At 58.0% G+C, this 17553-nt stretch carries 18 protein-coding genes; 9 read left to right on the top strand and 9 right to left on the bottom strand.

From position 1 onward, the window contains the following. Window positions 1-79: 79 nt before the first annotated feature. The 4 genes from dxs to A8710_RS00500 all read right to left on the bottom strand — a co-directional run bounded on the left by dxs (window position 80) and on the right by A8710_RS00500 (window position 5290). Complete coding sequence (gene dxs / locus A8710_RS00515; protein ID WP_068857495.1) at window positions 80-1993, bottom strand: 1-deoxy-D-xylulose-5-phosphate synthase; 1914 nt, start codon at window positions 1991-1993, stop codon at window positions 80-82. Between the two features lie 44 nt (window positions 1994-2037). Beyond that, a complete protein-coding gene (locus tag A8710_RS00510) occupies window positions 2038-2907 on the bottom strand; it encodes a polyprenyl synthetase family protein (RefSeq protein WP_082968625.1) in 870 nt (289 codons plus the stop codon). Between the two features lie 28 nt (window positions 2908-2935). Next, complete coding sequence (locus tag A8710_RS00505) at window positions 2936-3187, bottom strand: exodeoxyribonuclease VII small subunit (protein ID WP_068857493.1); 252 nt, start codon at window positions 3185-3187, stop codon at window positions 2936-2938. A gap of 87 nt (window positions 3188-3274) precedes the next feature. Next, complete coding sequence (locus A8710_RS00500; RefSeq protein WP_068857492.1) at window positions 3275-5290, bottom strand: TonB-dependent receptor; 2016 nt, start codon at window positions 5288-5290, stop codon at window positions 3275-3277. Window positions 5291-5410: 120 nt separating this feature from the next. Here A8710_RS00500 and A8710_RS00495 point away from each other — a divergent pair, with 120 nt between their 5' ends. After that, a complete protein-coding gene (locus tag A8710_RS00495) occupies window positions 5411-5896 on the top strand; it encodes a hypothetical protein (protein WP_227512972.1) in 486 nt (161 codons plus the stop codon). 36 nt (window positions 5897-5932) lie between these two features. Then, entirely contained in the window at window positions 5933-6631 is a 699-nt protein-coding gene (locus A8710_RS00490; protein WP_082968564.1) for a TetR/AcrR family transcriptional regulator, read from the top strand. Here A8710_RS00490 and mtgA read toward each other — a convergent pair. Together mtgA and A8710_RS00480 are read right to left on the bottom strand one after the other, a co-directional pair. Further along, the gene (gene mtgA / locus A8710_RS00485; RefSeq protein ID WP_068857490.1) at window positions 6591-7280 is read right to left on the bottom strand and encodes a monofunctional biosynthetic peptidoglycan transglycosylase; all 690 of its coding nucleotides are present in this window, start codon (window positions 7278-7280) and stop codon (window positions 6591-6593) included. The two genes, A8710_RS00490 and mtgA, sit on opposite strands and share 41 nt — an antisense overlap. Window positions 7281-7287: 7 nt before the next feature. Then, window positions 7288-8274 (bottom strand): class 1 fructose-bisphosphatase, encoded by a 987-nt coding sequence (locus A8710_RS00480; protein ID WP_068858097.1) that lies wholly within the window; start codon window positions 8272-8274, stop codon window positions 7288-7290. 150 nt (window positions 8275-8424) lie between these two features. On the opposite strand from A8710_RS00480, the gene mscL reads away from it, so the two are divergent. The 5 genes from mscL (at window position 8425) to A8710_RS00455 (ending at window position 13906) form a co-directional block, all read left to right on the top strand. Next, window positions 8425-8841, top strand: a complete 417-nt coding sequence (gene mscL, locus A8710_RS00475; RefSeq protein WP_068857489.1) for a large-conductance mechanosensitive channel protein MscL — start codon at window positions 8425-8427, stop codon at window positions 8839-8841. A 5-nt stretch (window positions 8842-8846) separates the two neighbouring features. Next, on the top strand, window positions 8847-10283 hold the full coding sequence (locus A8710_RS00470) for a patatin-like phospholipase family protein (protein ID WP_068857488.1): 1437 nt from the start codon (window positions 8847-8849) through the stop codon (window positions 10281-10283). A gap of 129 nt (window positions 10284-10412) precedes the next feature. Next, complete coding sequence (locus A8710_RS00465) at window positions 10413-11507, top strand: ferredoxin reductase (protein WP_068857487.1); 1095 nt, start codon at window positions 10413-10415, stop codon at window positions 11505-11507. 30 nt (window positions 11508-11537) lie between these two features. After that, window positions 11538-12656, top strand: coding sequence for a fatty acid desaturase family protein (locus A8710_RS00460; protein WP_068857486.1), 1119 nt, complete (start codon window positions 11538-11540; stop codon window positions 12654-12656). Between the two features lie 23 nt (window positions 12657-12679). Then, window positions 12680-13906, top strand: a complete 1227-nt coding sequence (locus A8710_RS00455) for an esterase/lipase family protein (RefSeq protein WP_157686222.1) — start codon at window positions 12680-12682, stop codon at window positions 13904-13906. Here the strand turns inward: A8710_RS00455 and A8710_RS00450 are convergent. Genes A8710_RS00450 through A8710_RS00440 form a run of 3 tightly spaced genes read right to left on the bottom strand, consistent with a single transcriptional unit; the run spans window position 13903 to window position 15462 of the window. After that, the gene (locus A8710_RS00450) at window positions 13903-14616 is read right to left on the bottom strand and encodes an MIP/aquaporin family protein (RefSeq protein ID WP_198341582.1); all 714 of its coding nucleotides are present in this window, start codon (window positions 14614-14616) and stop codon (window positions 13903-13905) included. The genes A8710_RS00455 and A8710_RS00450 overlap by 4 nt on opposite strands. A 3-nt stretch (window positions 14617-14619) precedes the next feature. Further along, complete coding sequence (locus A8710_RS00445) at window positions 14620-15099, bottom strand: arsenate reductase ArsC (RefSeq protein ID WP_068857485.1); 480 nt, start codon at window positions 15097-15099, stop codon at window positions 14620-14622. Between the two features lie 12 nt (window positions 15100-15111). Beyond that, window positions 15112-15462: an ArsR/SmtB family transcription factor gene (locus tag A8710_RS00440; protein WP_068857484.1), complete on the bottom strand. Its 351-nt coding sequence runs from the start codon at window positions 15460-15462 to the stop codon at window positions 15112-15114. Window positions 15463-15503: 41 nt separating this feature from the next. On the opposite strand from A8710_RS00440, the gene A8710_RS00435 reads away from it, so the two are divergent. Next, the gene (locus A8710_RS00435) at window positions 15504-16133 is read left to right on the top strand and encodes a DNA-3-methyladenine glycosylase I (protein WP_068857483.1); all 630 of its coding nucleotides are present in this window, start codon (window positions 15504-15506) and stop codon (window positions 16131-16133) included. Window positions 16134-16197: 64 nt separating this feature from the next. Continuing rightward, complete coding sequence (locus A8710_RS00430) at window positions 16198-17511, top strand: alkaline phosphatase PhoX (RefSeq protein WP_068857482.1); 1314 nt, start codon at window positions 16198-16200, stop codon at window positions 17509-17511. Window positions 17512-17553: the final 42 nt, after the last annotated feature.

Genomic DNA, 17553 nt, shown 5'->3' with positions numbered 1-17553 from the left:
TGGTGTTGAGGTCAAGCAGCAAGCGCCGAGCGGCGGTAATTACCGGCTCAGCGCAGCACGAGGGGGGCTTGAGTCAGACTTAACGCAGGCGAGTGCGAATGGCGGCGGCGATGCCGGCAGCGTCTAAGCCGCAATCAGCCAGCATTTCTGCCGGGCTGCCATGCTCGATGTAGGCATCCCGAATACCGAGCAAGAGCATGGCGTTGCGCAGGCCTTCTTGATGTAGGAACTCAGACACGGCGGAGCCCGCGCCACCCGCGATGGCATGTTCTTCAATCGTCACTAGCAGCTCATGGCTTGCTGCTAACTCGCGAATCAGCGCGGCATCCAGCGGTTTGACCCAGCGCATATCGACGACGGTGGCGTTGACCACACCTTGTTCTGACAACTGCTCGGCTGCGCTCAGCGCATCCTGCAGACGCGCCCCAAAGTTGAGGATGGCGACGCGCTCGCCCTGGCGACGGATCACGCCGCGACCAATCGGTAGCACCTGGGTCTGGCGCTCGATGACGCTGCCGGGGCCGGTGCCACGCGGGTAGCGCACGGCGGCCGGGCCGGGATGCTGCCAGCAGGTTTCCAGTAGCTGGCGGCATTCGTTCTCGTCGCTGGGCGCGGCGATGATGAGGTTGGGTAGGCAGCGCATGAAGGCGAGGTCGTAGGCACCGGCATGGGTCGGGCCATCTTCACCGACGAGGCCGGCGCGGTCGATGCCGAAGGTGACATCGAGATTCTGCAGCGTGACATCGTGAATGAGCTGGTCGTAGCCGCGTTGCAGGAAGGTCGAATAGATCGCCACCACCGGCTTCAGGCCCTCGCAGGCGAGGCCAGCAGCAAAGGTCACGGCATGCTGCTCGGCAATCGCAACATCGTGGTAGCGCTCGGGATACTCGGCAGCGAAACGCACCATGCCCGAGCCTTCGCACATGGCCGGGGTGATGGCGATCAGGCGCAGATCCTTGGCGGCGGCATCGCAGAGCCAGTCACCGAAGACATCCGAGTATTTCTTTTTCGGCGCTGCAGTGGGCGCAACAACGACCTGCGCTACGCGCTCGCTGACCGGCGCAATCTTGGTGATGGCGTGATAGCCGATGGGGTCGGCCTCGGCCGGCGCGAAGCCCTTGCCCTTGGTGGTGAACACATGCAGCAGCTGCGGGCCCTTGGCTTCGCGCAGATTGCCGATGGTCTCCACCAGCTCTTCCAGATTGTGGCCGTCGATGGGCCCGACATAGTTGAAGCCGATGGACTCAAAGAGCGCGCCGGGCGAGTCGGTGACCAGCGTCTTCAGGCTTTCTTCGCTGCGTCGGGCAAAGTTCATCGCGGTGGGCATGGATTGCAGCACGCGCTTGCCGCCTTCGCGCATGGCGATGTAACTCTTGCTGGCCCAGATGCGCGAGAAGTAGTTGGACAGGCCGCCCACGGCTTTCGAGATCGACATCTGGTTATCGTTGAGGATGACCAGCATGTCGGTGCCCTGATGGGCAGCGTCGTTCAGCGCTTCGAAGGCCATGCCGGCGGTCATCGCGCCATCACCAATGACCGCGACTACCTTGCGATTGTTGCCGGTGAGCTGCGCTCCACGCGCCATGCCAAGTGCCGCCGAAATGGAGGTGGACGAGTGACCGACGCCAAAGGTGTCGTACTCCGACTCCTCACGACGCGGGAATGCCGCCAAGCCGTCCTTGTGACGGATGCTGAGCATGGCGTCTTTGCGGCCAGTGAGAATTTTATGTGGATAGGCCTGATGACCCACATCCCAGACCAGCCGATCGGATGGCGTGTTGTAAACATAGTGCAGGGCGATGGTGAGTTCGACGACGCCGAGGCCGGCACCAAAATGGCCGCCGGTCTGGCTGGTAGACCAGAGCAGGTACTCGCGCAGCTCTGAGGCGAGCGCGGGCAGGGCATCTTCCGGTAGTTCGCGCAGCTTGTCCGGCGTCGGCACCTGGTCGAGGAGCGGCGTGTGCGGGCGGCTGAGCGGAATCTCGTGGAACATCAATCAATCATCCTGACGCAAAGTGCGGGAATTATACCTGCGGATCAATGGTCGCGGGCGAGCAGAAAACGGGCCAGCTCACGTAAAGGGTTGGCGCTCACGCCCAAGGGCAAAAGGGCATCCAAGGCTTCTTGCGTGAGCTGAGAGGCCAGAGCCTGAGCCGCGTCTAGACCGAGCAAGGCGGGGTAGGTCGATTTTTCATGGCGCTGGTCGGCACCTGCCGTTTTGCCCAGCACGGCGGTGTCGCCAATGACATCGAGAATATCGTCATGGACTTGAAAGGCGAGGCCGAGGCGGTCGGCGTAGCGATCCAGTGCGGCGAGTTGCTCGGTGTTGGCTTGCCCGGCATGAGCACCAAGGGCAACCGCACTGCGAATCAACGCACCTGTTTTATGACGATGCACGGTTTCTAAAGGTTGCAACGCGAGGCGCTGGCCCTCAGCGGCGAGGTCGAGCTGCTGGCCCACCACCATGTCAAAGGCTGCGGTGGCCAAGAGGGCTGTTTGTGCTGCTTTGGTGTGCGCCGACAGCTCCGTGTTCGCTAGCGCGCGAAAGGCCAAGGCCTGCAGGGCATCACCGGCTAATAAGGCGGTGGCTTCATCAAATTGGCGATGGCAGGTGGGTTGGCCGCGACGCAGGTCATCGTCGTCCATGCAGGGCAGGTCGTCGTGCACGAGTGAGTAACCATGTATGCATTCGACGGCCAGTGCCGCGCTATCAGCCTGCGGCCAATCGCCGCCGACGGCTAAGCAAGCGCCCCAGGCCAGCGCCGGACGAACCCGTTTACCACCATTTTGCATGGCGTAATGAATGGCCGCGATGAGGCGTTCGTCCAAGGCATTTTGTTGTGCCAGGAATAGGCCAAATTGGTCGGCAAAGCGTGCCTGAGAGGCGCGAAGTAAAGCAGGGAGCACGGTCATGGCGGCACTCGTGGCGTTGCGCTTAGGTGTCGTCACGCAGAGGAGCGAAATCGCTCAACTCAATACTGCCATCCGCTTTTGCGAGCAGCATATTCACCTTTTGCTCGGCTTGATCGAGGGCTTGCTGGCATTCACGCGTCAGCTTGACGCCGGACTCAAAGGCTTGCAGTGCGGCTTCTAAGGAAAGCTCGCCAGACTCCAGCTGATGAACCTGTTGTTCAAGTTCAGCCAACGCTTTTTCAAAGTCGATAGCAGCAGTGGGGGCGGTAGACATGGCAGCACTCCGTGAGTCAGACCGCGAACGGTAGCGACTGCCTGCCTGCGGGTCAATGACTCACGCAGGCAGGGCTGACCTTGCGCCTTAGAAGTTGATACGAACACCCATAACAGCGCCACGGCCTGGCGCGGGCGCTACGTCCTTAATGAACGATGTGGAGCGACGCACGTCGTCATTGAGCAAGTTGGTCCCGCGCAGGAACAGCGTGGGCTTGCCAAGGCCTACGCGGGTCGCCAAGGTGTAGCTGATATCCGCGTTAAGCAGGTTGTGACTGCCGGTATCGGTTTCATTAGCACCGCTATTGCGCGTCTGACGATCGGCGTGGGTGAGGCTGATATTGCCCGACAGTGGGCCTTGGTGACCATGCAGACTGACACCCACACGGTAGGGTGGCATACGGGGCACGGCTTGGTTGTCGGCCAGTTCACCGCGCACGGCATCGGCAAAAATGCGCGCGTCGATCTTTTTGGCTTTGGTGTCGACCAATGACCAGGTAACAGCGCCTTCAACGCCATGGAAGTTGGCGTTTTGCTGTTGGTAGTTCAGGTCTGCGAAAGCCTCGCCGTCTACATCAGTGGTGGTGCCCACATCCTGACCGTAAATGTAGTTACGTACACGCTTGTGGAAGGCGTTGGCCTCAAAGGTCAGCGAGCCGACGTGATGGTCAAAACCGACATCGATATTGAGTGCGCGCTCTTTCTTTAGGTTCGCATTTCCGGTCTCAAACGTGCCGGTGGCAATGTGTGGGCCATTGGCATAGAGCTCTTCCGTTGCGGGCGCGCGCTCAGCATGCGTCAACGAGGCTTTAAGGTGCGTATGTTCGTTAAAGGCATACACCGTACCTGCCGAGAAACTCACGGGTGTGAATTGGCGTGCAGGTCCGCCTGCGTCTGGCTTGTGGCGGACTTGATCGATGCGCGCACCGAGTTCCAGTTTGCCAATGGCAGTTTGGCGTTCTTCAATAATAAAGAGCCCACCCTGGCGCGTGACAACATTGGGCACATAGGCTTCGTCACCAATCGCAGAGAAGTCACGATGGCCGAACTGCACGCCTACGACCCCGCGAAAACCAGCAACGGCTTGGTGAACGGCCTCTACTCGGGCTTGATACTCATCATTTTTAAAGCGCGTGCCGGGCTCGCCGGGCGCTTCAAACTCAATGTGGTCATAACGCGCCGAGCCGGCACGAAACTTTAAGGACTCAAGACCTTTGACCGGATTACGCAGCACAACTTGGCTATCAAATCGTTGCTGTTTCATGTCGATAAAAGCCTCTTCCTCATTGGGCAGGCCATAGCGGTTTTCATAGCGCGACAGGGCGACGCCCGCGCTGTTGCCGTTGTCGTCGACGTGGTTGTAAGCCACTGCGCCGTTGCGAAGTTCGGTGTCGCTATTGAGCAAGCGTTTCTCGTTGCCCGAACCATCAACATGGCTGTTGCCCGGAATGCGATAATCGTCACTGCGTGCTTGCGTAACATCTATATGCAGTTGGTGCGGACCCTTGCCGTAGTTAATGTCTGCAGAGGCTTGGTTTTCGCGAGCGACAGTCCCTACGCTCGCTTCCACGGCACCGCTCCAGCCCGGTGTGATCTCAGTCACTAGGCGGCTGTCGCTGACGTTAACGACGCCGCCAATCGCGCCATTGCCATAGAGCAAGGTAGCAGGGCCCTTCAGTACTTCAATTTGACGTGCAATTAAGGGGTTAATGGCGACAGCATGATCGGGGCTCAGGTTAGACACATCCATCGCGCCCACGGCATTGCTCAGTACGTCGACGCGTGGGCCTGCTTGGCCACGAATCACAGGTCGACCTGCGCCTTGGCCAAAATCTGAGTTAGCCACGCCGAGCTCCTGGCTCAGGGTTTGGCCAATGGTTGCTTGGCGTTTGTTGTCTAGCGTTTCGCCACTGAGCAGCAAGGTGGGCTGCACCATTTCATCGGAGGTGCGACCAAAAGGGCTGGCGGTAATGGTGATTTCCATGAGCTGATGACTTTCGCTCAGTGCGGCCTCGTTCGCGTGTGCAGACAGGCTGATCGCGAGTGCAGTGGCGATAGGGAAAGCGGTCATGATGGGCTTTAGCGAGGAGGGAAAACGTGTCATGGCGTGGCTCAGTGGGTTGAATCGAATTGTTATAATATAACTTATCCGCGTTGACCAGCAAGCTGCGTTTCAGTCGGCACGTGACCACGCTATGATGGCGCTCAGTGAGAGGGGATGGAGATGGGTGTGATTGCGGATAATCGAGCGCTAAACGAATTAAAAGCCATTCGTACGGAGTGTCAGCGTCGCGTCAAAAAAACGGCCTGGACGTCTGCGGGCGCAGCGGTGATTCCTGTGCCCTTGTTGGACGTGGTGGTGGATGTTGGCTTATTAATGAAGCTCATCCCTGAAATTAATCGGGCGTTTGGTTTGGAGCCTGAGCAAATTCAGGCGATGTCAGACGAGAGTCGTTTAAAGGTGTGGAAACGCCGAGCCGAGCGAGGCAGCGAACTCATTGGCATGGTGGTGACGCGTGAGCTGATTAAGCGCAGTGTGCAGGGCTTGGGGACGCGCTTAGTGGCCAAGCAAGTGACTAAATTTATTCCATTGGGCGGCCAGATTGTTGCGGCAACCATTGGTTATTGGGTGATGCGCCGCATGGCCATGACGCATGTGGATGACTGCTTTGAAGTGGCGTGCGCGGCACGGGGTATTAGCGAGCGTTAAGGCGGCTTTTGATTATTGTTGAGGAGTGCGGAAGGCATGAAAGACCCGGAAACCCTGTTGAAAGCAAGCAGCTCGGCGTCGGGACGTCGCTACCGTGGGGTCAGCGAAGAGGTTCGGCGTTCAGAGCGTCGGCAACGCTTTATTGAAGCGGGTCTCGATGTGTTTGGTGGCCGCGGCTATCACAGCTCTACGGTGCGCAGCATTTGTGCGTCGGCGGGTTTGACCGAGCGTTACTTCTACGAGTCCTTTGAGAACAGTGAAGACCTGCTCTGTGCGGTCTATAACGCCTGCGTTCAGCGTCTGCGTGAGCATATTTTGGCGGCGCTAGTGGAAGCGCCTCAGGAGCCAGAAGTCATGGCTCGAATTGCTCTTCATCAAGTCTTTGAATGTGTGCGTGAAGATCCCCGTTTGGCACGCATCCTGTTTATTGAAGTATTGGGCGTGAGTGAGCGCGTGGACATGATGTATCGCCTCACCGTGGAGAATTTCACAGCCTTAATGGTGCGACTGATGAAGTCCCTATTTGGTGATGGCAAATTGCCGCCGCCGCTCGAAGCCGAAATTATGGCGAATGCCTTAATTGGCTCGATTGTGGCCACGGCTGGGCGTTGGTTGTTGTTGGGCTTCTCAACACCCGTGGATGCCGTAGTAGAAAACCTGCATACGATTTTCAAGGGCGTGATTCGTCAGCTCACTAGCGTGGCGGCCGAACATAATTCATCCGTCGTTGAATGATGCGCGTTCGCCTTTCAAGGTAGCGCGTACTGCGGTGTTTGTCGTAATAACGCGGGTTTGGCACCATAGCCGCCAATCTCGCTGCTTCGTGGGGCGTGAGCGCAGAGGCGGGCTTGCGGTAGTAATGACGGGCTGCGGCCTCCGCACCAAATACACCATCGCCCCACTCAATGACGTTCAGATAAATTTCAAAGATGCGGCGCTTCGTCATCATCTGCTCCAGCATGAAGGTGATGATGGCCTCTTCGCCTTTGCGCCACGGCGTGCGTTTACCAGATAAAAACAGGTTTTTGGCCAGTTGCTGAGAGATCGTCGATCCGCCAGCAACAATGCGACCTTTCTTCAGGTTTTTCTCCCAAGCGGTTTGCATGCCTTCCCAGTCAAAGCCTTCGTGCTGAAGAAACTTCGCATCTTCAGAAGCCATTACTGCGCGTTTTAAGTTGCGCGAGATCCGCTCGTAGGGAACCCAGCGATGATGCAGCTCGGCTTCGGGGTCGTCTTCTCTCATGTCGGCGAGACGCGCGCTCATAAAGGCCGAACGTGATGGGTTGTGTTCTATCCACCAGCACACATGCGCAAACAGCCAGCCTTGGTAGAGCAGCACCAAGGCTAGTGTCAGCAGGATGAGGCGCTTCGCCAGTTTCATCATGGCCGATTTAGGCGTGATAGCTCGTGGCGCGCTCGACCTCGGTTCGCGCACCGAGAATGACCGGGACGCGTTGGTGCAGGCCAGTGGGGGCAATATCCAGGATGCGAACAAGACCCGTGGTGGCGGAGCCACCCGCTTGCTCCACCAGCCAGGCCATGGGATTGGCCTCATACATGAGGCGCAGCTTGCCGCCCTTGCTGGCGGTTTTGCTGTCGAGCGGGTAAAGGAATACGCCGCCACGGGTCAGGATGCGATGCACATCGGCGACCATGGCCGCGACCCAGCGCATGTTGAAGTCCTTGCCACGGACGCCGGCCTTGCCCTCAAGCAGTTCGCCCACATAGCGTTGCACGGGAGCTTCCCAGTGACGCTGATTAGACATGTTGATGGCGAATTCTTGTGTTTCCTCGGGGATTTTCATGCCCGAAGTGGTGAGCAAAAATTCGCCGCTGTCTGGATCGAGCGTGAAGGCGTCCACGCCATGACCCACGGTGATAATGAGCTGAGTCGCCGGGCCATAGATGGCATAGCCGGCGGCGACTTGAGCGGTGCCTGGCTGGAGAAACGGCGTGACTTCCGCGGTGTTGCTGCCTGGTGTCGTTTCTAATACCGAAAAAATTGTGCCGACGGGCGCATTGATGTCGATATTGGAGGACCCATCGAGTGGGTCAAACAGCAGTAGGTAGCGGCTGTTTGCGTGTGTGGTCACCGGGAAAGGATCGTCCATTTCCTCAGAGGCCATGCCAGCCAGGTGGCCGCCCTGAGCGTGCGCGGCCAAGAGCATGTCGTTAGAAATAACGTCGAGTTTTTTCTGGTCTTCGCCTTGAATATTCTCACTGCCAGCTTGGCCGAGCATGCCAGTCAGTGCGCCACGGGCAATGGCCGCACTAATGTCGCGGCAGCAGTCGGCTGTGATCTGCAAGGTCTGAATTAAGTCTTGGGGAAGTGGCACAGGGGATTGCTGCAACCAGCGAGTAAACGTCAGGCGGGACATAGGGGCTCCGGCAATAGGCAGTGGCGGTATTAGCGCCTGATTTGCCGCAAAGTATAACAGTGCCTTGCGCTTAACAATGGCTAGACAGTTCGACATCGGCTGCTCAGAATCTGACGCGGTAGTTTCGTGATGACTTAATGGAGTAAGACGATGAGCCTAGTAAAAGAATTTCGCGAGTTTGCCATGCGTGGCAATGTCATTGATCTCGCGGTGGGTGTGATTATCGGCGCTGCCTTTGGCAAAATTGTTTCATCCTTTGTGGGCGATATTGTGATGCCGCCTTTGGGTGTCTTGGTCGGTGGCGTGAACTTCTCTGACCTCGCGGTAACGCTGCAAGCGGCGGCGGGTGACAAGCCTGCGGTCATGCTGGCCTACGGTAAATTTATTCAAACCATTTTTGATTTCGTCATTATTGCCTTCGCCGTGATGATGGGCGTGAAGGCCATTAACAGTCTGAAACGACCTGAGCCCGCAGCGGCCCCAGCGGAGCCTGTCGCCCCAGCACCCAGTGCTGAGCAAGCATTACTGGCTGAAATTCGCGACCTTCTCAAACAGCAGTCGACGTAAACATCATGGCGCTGAGTCATGAGCGGGCGTTGCTGCGTCTGAAGCGAATGGAGGCTGCACTTATCCGCAGCCACCTCGCTCAGCCCGATGTGTTGTCGCAAGCCGACTATGAGTTGCTGCGTTATGCCCTCGTGCTGGGTCGGCTTCAGGCGTTTGTGCCGGGTGTCGCGGGCATCGCGCAGGGCACAGCGTCTGTGACGCGCGCGGAGGTGGTGGTTAGCCCCGAGCCAATTCAGGCCTTACGAGAACTGCTGTTAGCGCAGTTGTATGAACCCCTGCGCGAACAGCGGAGTGTGGTTCTGCGGCTGTCACAGTTGCGACAGCGGGTCAGTGCGGTCCATCAGGCCTGCAAGCTTGCGCGTGATCACGTGCTGGCCCATCACAGCAGCGACTTTTCCGCCGCTGAATTGGACGCTGAGCTTTGCCATAAGGTCTTGGTGTTGGCGCCGGGTGGCGGCGGTGGTTCGGGTTTTGTCTATATCGGTCTGGTCGCTCGCTTTCAGGCGGCGGGCATTCGGCCCAGTTATATCGTCGGGGCATCCATTGGCGCTTTGCTGGGTGGCTTAATGGCACGTGATCAGTCGCCGGATGTCGATGCCCTGATGGCGTGGGGTAAAGGCCTGAAGGTTCGACATATTTTTTCACGACCGAAACTGGGCGCTGCCTTGAGCTTGCCGGGCTTGGTGCGTCTGCATCTGCGTGGCATGGATAAGATGTTACGCAATCCGGATGGGTCGCCCTTGCGTATCAAGGATCTGGCCATCCCATACGACGCCATGATTGCTGGCGTGCGTATGTCTGCTTATAAAAGCTTGCCGCAAATCCCTGAGCGTCGGCCCCATTTACTCGGTATTCCGATGTTGATTGCCGAGCGCATGCTGCAGCTCATTAGCTATTTTAGTCCGCAAGTCGCTAAGGAAATTGTCTTGGGGCGTGATGAGCGTACGCGGGAATTGCGGGTGGTAGACGCGATTGGCCTGTCTTCAGCCATTCCCGGAGTTCTGCAGTATGCGCCGTACCAAGAGGACGCCGAAAGTTTGGCAATTTTGCGCGAACTGCGCGAACAGCATGGCTTGATGGCCTTTATGGATGGCGGCACGGTGGCTAATGTGCCGGCTCGTGCTGCTTGGGAGGGTGTGGAGGCTGGCCGTATTGGTACGCGTAATGCCTACTATTTGGCGCTGGACTGCTTTCATCCCCAGTGGAGTGCGGGCCATGCCTGGCTCATTCCTGTCACGCAGGCGATTCAGGCGCAATTGCCGGCCCAGCGGCCTTACTACGATTGGCTAGTGCGCTTCCAGCCCACGCCGTCGCCAGTGAATTTGCTGCCTTCGGATGAGGTATTCGACAAAGCGTTCCAGTGGGGATGGAAGCAGGCCGATGCCATTTTGCCGCAAATCCAAGAGGCTTTGAGGCTGTTGGCCGTGCCTAACTTCCAGTGATTCCGTGCGGAAACGACGATCTTCATGACTTGCCGGTCGTCGTTTCCTGGGGATTTTAGTGAACGAGTGTTGACTTAAAAAAGTTACATGCGTACTCTGAGTGTGTAGTCGTTCACTTGGAGACGCAAAATGTCGTCACAGTTCAAATTACCTTCTTTTATCAGCCGCACTGTACAAGCGGTTGTTACGCCCGCCGTCCTCGATTTCTGGGCCGCCGAACTCGGCTTTGATGCCCGTATCGAGCGCACCATGAGCCGCGTCGTTGCACGCTGGATGGAAACACCCGACACCGTCACGCTGGTGCTCAAGCCCAACAAGAATTTTCGCGGCTTCAGTGCCGGTCAACACGTCAACCTCACCGTTGAGATTGATGGCGTTCGCCACACCCGCTCTTACAGCTTCAGCGAAGCCCCGGCCGCTACTGGTCTCGTCGCCATCACCATCAAGAAAGTGCCGAACGGCCGCGTCAGCAGCCATCTGGTCGATAAGGTCGTGGTTGGTGACACGATTGAGCTCGGTCAGGCCTTTGGCGACATGACCTTCAGCGCCGGTGCACCTGAGAAGATGCTTTTCCTCGCCGCCGGCAGTGGCGTCACGCCGCTGATGAGCTTGCTGCGTCAGCTCGTAGCCGAGGGCATGAACCGCGATGTCGTGTTCATGTACTGGGTGCGTACGCGTCAGGATCTGATCTTCGGCAAAGAGCTGAAGGCGCTGGCTGAACAGTACCCGAACTTCCGCCTGCAGCCGGTTTACGAGCTGGAGCCTGAGCTGGAAGCCGGCGAATTGTCCGGTCGCCCGAGCCGCGAACAGCTCGGCAGCGTGGTCCAGGATCTGTGCAAACGCTCGGTGTATGTCTGTGGCCCGACCGGCTTCATGAATGCCGTGCAAGCACTGGTAGCCGATGATGCGCTGGCCTTCCACGCCGAAGCGTTCTCGCCGCCCGTGTTTGTGCCTAGCACCAGCACCGGCATTGCCAAACTGTTCCTGAGCAAGTCCAACCGCACGCTGGAAGTACCAGAAGGCATGCCGCTGCTCGACGCGCTGGAAGCCCAGGGCATCAAGCCACAGTCTGGCTGCCGCATGGGCATCTGCAATACCTGTGCGTGTGGCAAGGCCAGCGGTGTGACCCGCAACCTGCTGAACAACGAATTGTCTGTGGATGCCAACGCCAGTTTGCGCATCTGCGTGAATGCCGCCATCGGCGACATCACCCTCGATCTGTAAGACCTCTTAAAAAGAGTCTGGAGAAATATCATGAGCAAGAGCCGTACCCTGACCGCCGCTGAAATCGAAGCCTTTGGTGCTGAAGTTGATGCCATTAAGAAACGTCATCTGGCCGATGTGGGTGAGAAAGACGCCACTTACATCCGCAAGGTCGAGAAGGCTGTGCGTTACACCGAGATCGCCGGTCGTGGCCTGCTGATGGCCGGCATTTTCCCGCCCGCGTTTATTGCCGGTACTGCACTGCTCGGCGTGTCGAAAATTCTCGACAACATGGAGCTGGGCCACAACGTCATGCACGGTCAGTACGACTTCATGCAGGACCCGCGCTTCAGCGGCCAGACCTTCGAGTGGGACACCTGGTGTACTGCTGACAACTGGCGCTACAGCCATAACTTCATGCACCACACCTACACCAATGTGCTGGGTAAAGACCACGACATCGGATACGGCGTGCTGCGTATCTTCCCGGAGCAGAAGTGGGAGCCGCGCTTCCTCGCCAACCCGGTACTCGCCGTAATTCTTGCTGTGTTCTTCGAGAACCTGCTGGCCCTGCAAACGCTGGAACTGGAAAAACTCGCCACCGGTGAGAAGTCCTGGAAGGAAATTCGCGAACAGGCCAAGCCGACCGTGAAGAAGGGTTTCCGTCAGGTGGTGAAGGACTATGTGTTCTTCCCGCTGCTCGCCGGTCCGTTCTTCCTGCCGGTGCTGGCAGGTAACTTCCTCGCCAACATCATGCGTAACCTGTGGACCTTCACCATCATTTTCTGCGGTCACTTCACCGAAGATTCAGAAGTGTTCGCGCTGGAAACGCTGGATAACGAAACTCGCGGCCAGTGGTATGTGCGCCAGATGCGCGGCTCTGCCAACCTCACCGGCGGCAAGCTGTTCCACATCATGAGCGGCAACCTCAGCCACCAGATCGAACACCACCTGTTCCCGGAAGTGCCAGCGCATCGCTACGCTGAAATGTCGGTAGAGATGCAGGAAATTGCGCAGCGCTACGGCCAGAACTACAACAAGGCCTCCTTGTTCAAGCAGTTCGGCACGGTGGTCGGTCGCATCCTGCGTCACTCCTTACCGAGCTCGCCAAAGAAAGCACCGGTGGTACTGGCTAAATTAGATTCAGCTACGCTGGCCAAAGCGGCCTAAGTGTTTGCGTGCAGGAGATGACCATGAGTCTGCATCCCGTGATGATTGATCGTGGTCGTCAGCTTCAGCAAGTTTTGAAGCAGACCGATTGGCGTGCGGTGGTTTGGGGTGTTCATGGAGTGAGTCATCTTGCCCTGCACAGTGCTGCCGAGCTCACCGATTTGGTGACCGAGATGGATGGCACCATTCGCCAAGCCCCGATGCCACTGGGTCGTGTGAATGAGCCCCCGCGTGAGCGTGCGCCGTGGCCCTATCGGCTGGTTGCGCATGTCTTTCGCACCGCAGCAGGTCTTTTGCAGCGCTTGCCGTTGCAGGCCGATATCCGTCAGTCGCATGCCTTGGCGTTGCCCTTGCTCAGTGCCGTTAATGGCGTGCTCGGCGATAAGCTTGAGCGCTGGGACAGTCCGTTGGCACTGGGTATGACCCTTCGTGCCGAAGACAGTGAGGTGTTGGCCTGGTCGCAACTGGCCACCTCTTCAAAGGCCCGCGTCGCGTTGTTCATTCACGGTCTGTGCTGGAGTGAGCGGGAGTGGCAGACGCCGGCTCAAAAACAGTTCCAAGCCTTGCTGGAAAACAAGGGTTGGACCTCCGGCTGGCTGCGTTACAACAGTGGTCGCCCTATCTGGCGTAATGGCGCGGACTTGTCTGATTGGCTGGAAGCCGCGCTGGAAGCTCATCCTGTAAAAGAGCTGGTGCTGGTTGGGCATAGTCAGGGCGGGTTATTGATTCGCAGTGCCTTTGCTCACGCTCAGGCGGCAGGCTATGACTGGCCCCAACGCGTGACCCGGGCGGCCTATCTGGCCACGCCACATCAAGGCGCTCCGCTCGAGCGCGCCGGCCGGTGGGCCAACGCCTTGCTACTACATTCCCCCTACACGCAACCGTTAATGCGCCTTGGCAATATTCGTAGTGCCGCCATTAAAGACCTGCGTTATGGCGTGATTACTGAGGCTGAAGCACAGGGCTTGCGTGACGACTTGAAAGCAGATCCGCGCCAACAGGCTGTACCTTTGCCTGACCATGTGCGCCATCTGCTGCTGGCTGGCAGCCTTAGTCCAGAGGCCGCTGAGAATTGGCTGGGTGATGGTTTGGTACCAGTACACAGCGGGCTTGGCCTGCACCGTCGCGAAGCATTGACGCTGACGGCGCCGGACCTCAGCCGCGTTGAGTTGGATCGCATGGATCACATGAACATGCTGGGCGATGTACGGGTGTGGGACGCGCTGGCTGATTGGTGGTGGAAACGCTAAGACTTTTGCTTAATGTCAGTTACTAAAGGGGCTGTGAGCCAGCCAATAAGGCTAACAGCCGCCAATGCCCCCACGAACTGCGCCACAATAAAGCCCGCAACATCGGCGGGATGAATACCGGCAAAGGTATCGCTGGCGGCTCGCGCCAGGGTGACCGCTGGATTAGCAAACGATGTCGAAGCCGTAAACCAATAGGCTGCGGTGATGAATGCGGCCACAGCAAATGGTGTGATCGTCGGTCGGCTACGTTGGCAGCTGATGATGACCGCAATTAAGCCAAAACTCGCCACACACTCACTGAGCTGTTGAGCTGCGCCAGCACGCTCATGCGTTGAGGCCGTAAAGTCCGTTTGCGTTAACAGTTCTTGCGGCAGCAAGGCGCCGCTAAACATGGCGTGTGCCAATGCAACACCGGCAAATCCCCCCAGAATTTGAGCGACGCTGTAACTTAGGCCATCGCGCCAATTCAGTTTGCCCAACAAGACCTCGCTGAGGCTCACAATCGGATTGAAGTGTGCGCCCGAAATCGGTCCAAACGTCAGAATCAATGCAACTAACCCAGCACCCGTGGCGATGGTGTTGGCGAGCAGGGCCAACGCGGTCAGCTCGCCGCTGAGGCGCTCGGCCATGATCCCGGAACCGACCACGGTCGCCAGCAGCAATGCGGTGCCCAGCGCTTCGGCGGTGAGGCGTCGTGACAAGGACAACATGCCTCAGGCACCGATGCCGGCGATGCGGTCCATCTCGGCTTTCAGTGCCGCGCCATCGAGCTTCAGCGATTCCAGCGGCAACGCCAGAAAAGCCTCGATGCGGGTGCGCAGGATGCGGTAGGCAGTCATGAACGCGGCATCGATTTCCGCGTCGGTACCGATGGCATGCGCGGGATCATCCACGCCCCAATGCGAGCGCAGGACGGGGCCGAGATACGCCGGGCAGACTTCGTTGGCGGCATTGCCGCAGACTGAAATCACAATATCGGGCGTGACCGGCAGATCATCCCAAGATTTGCTGAAGTAGCCATCGGTGGCGATACCTTCGCGCTTCAGCAACGCCAGTGAGCGTGGATGCACATAACCGGCTGGTTTGCTGCCGGCACTGAGTGCTCGCCAGCCATCAGGAGCGAGGTGGTTAAAGGTCGCTTCGGCGAGAATCGAGCGGCAGGAGTTACCGGTACAGAGCATCAACACATTCATTTCAACATTCCTTCAGAGAGAGTTACATGAGGTTGGCGTGCAATCTGGCGTGAGCGCCACTGCGCCACAAAGCTCCGGGTGGCCAGCACAGCAGTCATCGGTGAGATACGCGATGAGCTCGACCATGACGCCAACCTTGGCGCGATAACGCAGAAATCGACCTTCCGCTTCGGCCGCAATGAGCCCTGCTTGCGTCAGTGCCTTCAAATGAAACGAGGCATTATTCGCCGCTAGGCCCAGCTCGCTGGCAATATGGCCGGCCACGAGGCCGCTGGGCCCAGCCTTGACCAACAGGCGATAGATGGCCAGTCTCACGGGTGAAGACAAGGATTCAAAGACGAGTACGGCGGTTTCTGAGTTCATAATTCAACATTACAAGAACTATTGAAATAAAGGAAGTGGCCATGAGTTGGGACCTCACCCGATGTGATGATGGCGTGCTGCGTTGTGGCTGGTGTACTGCCACGCCGATGTATCAGCAGTATCACGATCAGGAATGGGGCAGGCCGGTCGCAGATGATCGCCGCTTGTTCGAAAAGCTCTGTTTAGAGAGCTTCCAAGCGGGGCTAAGCTGGCGCACGATTTTGGAAAAACGCAGTAACTTCCGAGCAGCGTTTCATCAATTCGATTGGGCTGCCATGGCGGCCATGGGCCCGCAGGATGTTGAGCGCCTGTTGCAGAATGCGGGCATTATTCGGCATCGCGGCAAGATTGAAGCAGTGATTCATAATGCCCAACGCATGCCGGAATTGTTGGCAGAGTTTGGTTCCCTGGCGGCCTTTGTATGGTCGTTTGAAGGTCTGATGCCGGCACAGCCGGAGTTGATTACACTGGAGCATATTCGCAAGCACACAACCAGTCCGGCATCTGATGCCATGGCCAACGCCCTAAAAAAACGTGGCTGGAAGTTTCTTGGCAGCACCACTCTGCATGCGTTTATGCAGTCGATGGGCTTAGTGAATGATCATCTCAGCGGCTGCGCATCGCGGGATGTTGTGTTGCAAATGCGTGACGACTTCATCATTCCGTCATAAGAACGGTTGAAAATAATACGTCTAAAAATAGATTTCGTTTGTGGGAGAGTGTGCCGTGAGTGTGATGTTGCCTGTGGATCGTCGCGCCTTTTTGCGCCAGTTATTTTTGCTGGCTGGCGCGGCCAGCATGCCTGCTCTGCTGACGGCGTGTGGCACTGACAGCGGCACATCGACGCCCGCCAGTCGCATACAAGGGCCGCGTCCAGCGGGGCGCTTCGCCAATCTTGGTCCACTCGGCGAACCTAATGCCTTTGGCGTGCGCCTGCCTGCTGGGTATGACATGCGCGTCGTTGCGGAAGCCTTAAAGCCCGTAGGTGACAGTGGCTATCCCTGGCACATCTTCCCCGATGGCGGTGGTGTGATGGCGAAGCCAGATGGCGGCTGGTTCTATATTTCCAATAGCGAAGTGCCAGGCTTCGGCACACTGGGTTTCACGGTGCCGCAACTGGCGCCACTGGCGAATCCGTTAGAGCGACTGGTGCCCGGCTTAGGTGGCGCCAGCGCCATCGAGTTCGATCGGGATGGCAATATTGTGGATGCCTTCCAGATTCTCTCCGGCACCACCTTCAATTGTGCGGGCTGTGTCACGCCGTGGCAGACCTGGCTGTCATGTGAAGAGATTCCTGAAGGACTCGTCTGGGAGTGTGATCCCGTGGGTCGCAGTGCCGCAGTTTCTCGCCCAACGCTGGGCTTGTTTTCGCATGAAGCAGTGGCCATTGATAGCAATCGTCGCGTGATCTACATGACCGAAGATATGCCCGACGGTCGCCTCTATCGCTGGCTGCCAGCCGCAGGTGATTGGCCATCCGGTAGCCGTCCAGCGCTCGCCAATGGCCGCCTGCAAGTTATGGATGTACCCACCAGTGTTGAAAAGGCGTTATTGGAGCCGCAGCGAGTCGTTTGGCGTGATGCCCTAGAGCCAACCAAGGCTCAGAATGAGCACCGTCGGGCGGACTCAGCCGCCTTCAATGGTGGTGAAGGTATTTGGCTCTTTGATGACTTCATCTTCTTTGCGACCAAGGGCGACAACCGTATTTGGGTCTATGACATTCGGGGCGAAACCTTGGAAGTGCTTTATGACCTAGCGACCGACAGCAATCCCATTCTCTCCGGCGTCGATAACATCACCGTCACCGATCGTGGCGACGTGCTGGTGGCCGAGGATGGCGGCGATATGCAGGTTGTGGTGATTTTGCCGGATGGCCAGCTCAAGCCCTTGCTGCAGATTGTGGGTCAGGACCAGTCGGAAGTTGCTGGTATTGCCTTCTCGCCCGATGGCCGTCGTCTCTATTTCACCAGTGATCGCGGCAGCAATCAGAGCGTGGGAGGCCAGCGGGTGGGGCTGGGCGTCACCTATGAATTGATGCTGCCCAACTGACTCGCCGTCCATCCGATGCTGCCGAGTTACACCACGGTAGCA

Source organism: Perlucidibaca aquatica (genome assembly GCF_001676655.1).
Lineage (GTDB): Bacteria > Pseudomonadota > Gammaproteobacteria > Pseudomonadales > Moraxellaceae > Perlucidibaca > Perlucidibaca aquatica.
The sequence above is the reverse complement of the archived record's forward strand: the minus strand, read 5'-3'. Positions and strand labels throughout refer to the sequence as shown.

Bases quoted from the DNA above. Each gene is read 5' to 3' on its own strand.
- dxs (WP_068857495.1), bottom strand. From the start codon at position 1,993: ATGTTCCACGAGATTCCGCTCAGCCGCCCGCACACGCCGCTCCTCGAC.
- A8710_RS00505 (WP_068857493.1), bottom strand. From the start codon at position 3,187: ATGTCTACCGCCCCCACTGCTGCTATCGACTTTGAAAAAGCGTTGGCT.
- A8710_RS00500 (WP_068857492.1), bottom strand. From the start codon at position 5,290: ATGACACGTTTTCCCTCCTCGCTAAAGCCCATCATGACCGCTTTCCCT.
- A8710_RS00495 (WP_227512972.1), top strand. From the start codon at position 5,411: ATGGGTGTGATTGCGGATAATCGAGCGCTAAACGAATTAAAAGCCATT.
- A8710_RS00490 (WP_082968564.1), top strand. From the start codon at position 5,933: ATGAAAGACCCGGAAACCCTGTTGAAAGCAAGCAGCTCGGCGTCGGGA.
- mtgA (WP_068857490.1), bottom strand. From the start codon at position 7,280: ATGATGAAACTGGCGAAGCGCCTCATCCTGCTGACACTAGCCTTGGTG.
- A8710_RS00480 (WP_068858097.1), bottom strand. From the start codon at position 8,274: ATGTCCCGCCTGACGTTTACTCGCTGGTTGCAGCAATCCCCTGTGCCA.
- mscL (WP_068857489.1), top strand. From the start codon at position 8,425: ATGAGCCTAGTAAAAGAATTTCGCGAGTTTGCCATGCGTGGCAATGTC.
- A8710_RS00470 (WP_068857488.1), top strand. From the start codon at position 8,847: ATGGCGCTGAGTCATGAGCGGGCGTTGCTGCGTCTGAAGCGAATGGAG.
- A8710_RS00465 (WP_068857487.1), top strand. From the start codon at position 10,413: ATGTCGTCACAGTTCAAATTACCTTCTTTTATCAGCCGCACTGTACAA.
- A8710_RS00460 (WP_068857486.1), top strand. From the start codon at position 11,538: ATGAGCAAGAGCCGTACCCTGACCGCCGCTGAAATCGAAGCCTTTGGT.
- A8710_RS00455 (WP_157686222.1), top strand. From the start codon at position 12,680: ATGAGTCTGCATCCCGTGATGATTGATCGTGGTCGTCAGCTTCAGCAA.
- A8710_RS00450 (WP_198341582.1), bottom strand. From the start codon at position 14,616: ATGTTGTCCTTGTCACGACGCCTCACCGCCGAAGCGCTGGGCACCGCA.
- A8710_RS00445 (WP_068857485.1), bottom strand. From the start codon at position 15,099: ATGAATGTGTTGATGCTCTGTACCGGTAACTCCTGCCGCTCGATTCTC.
- A8710_RS00440 (WP_068857484.1), bottom strand. From the start codon at position 15,462: ATGAACTCAGAAACCGCCGTACTCGTCTTTGAATCCTTGTCTTCACCC.
- A8710_RS00435 (WP_068857483.1), top strand. From the start codon at position 15,504: ATGAGTTGGGACCTCACCCGATGTGATGATGGCGTGCTGCGTTGTGGC.
- A8710_RS00430 (WP_068857482.1), top strand. From the start codon at position 16,198: ATGTTGCCTGTGGATCGTCGCGCCTTTTTGCGCCAGTTATTTTTGCTG.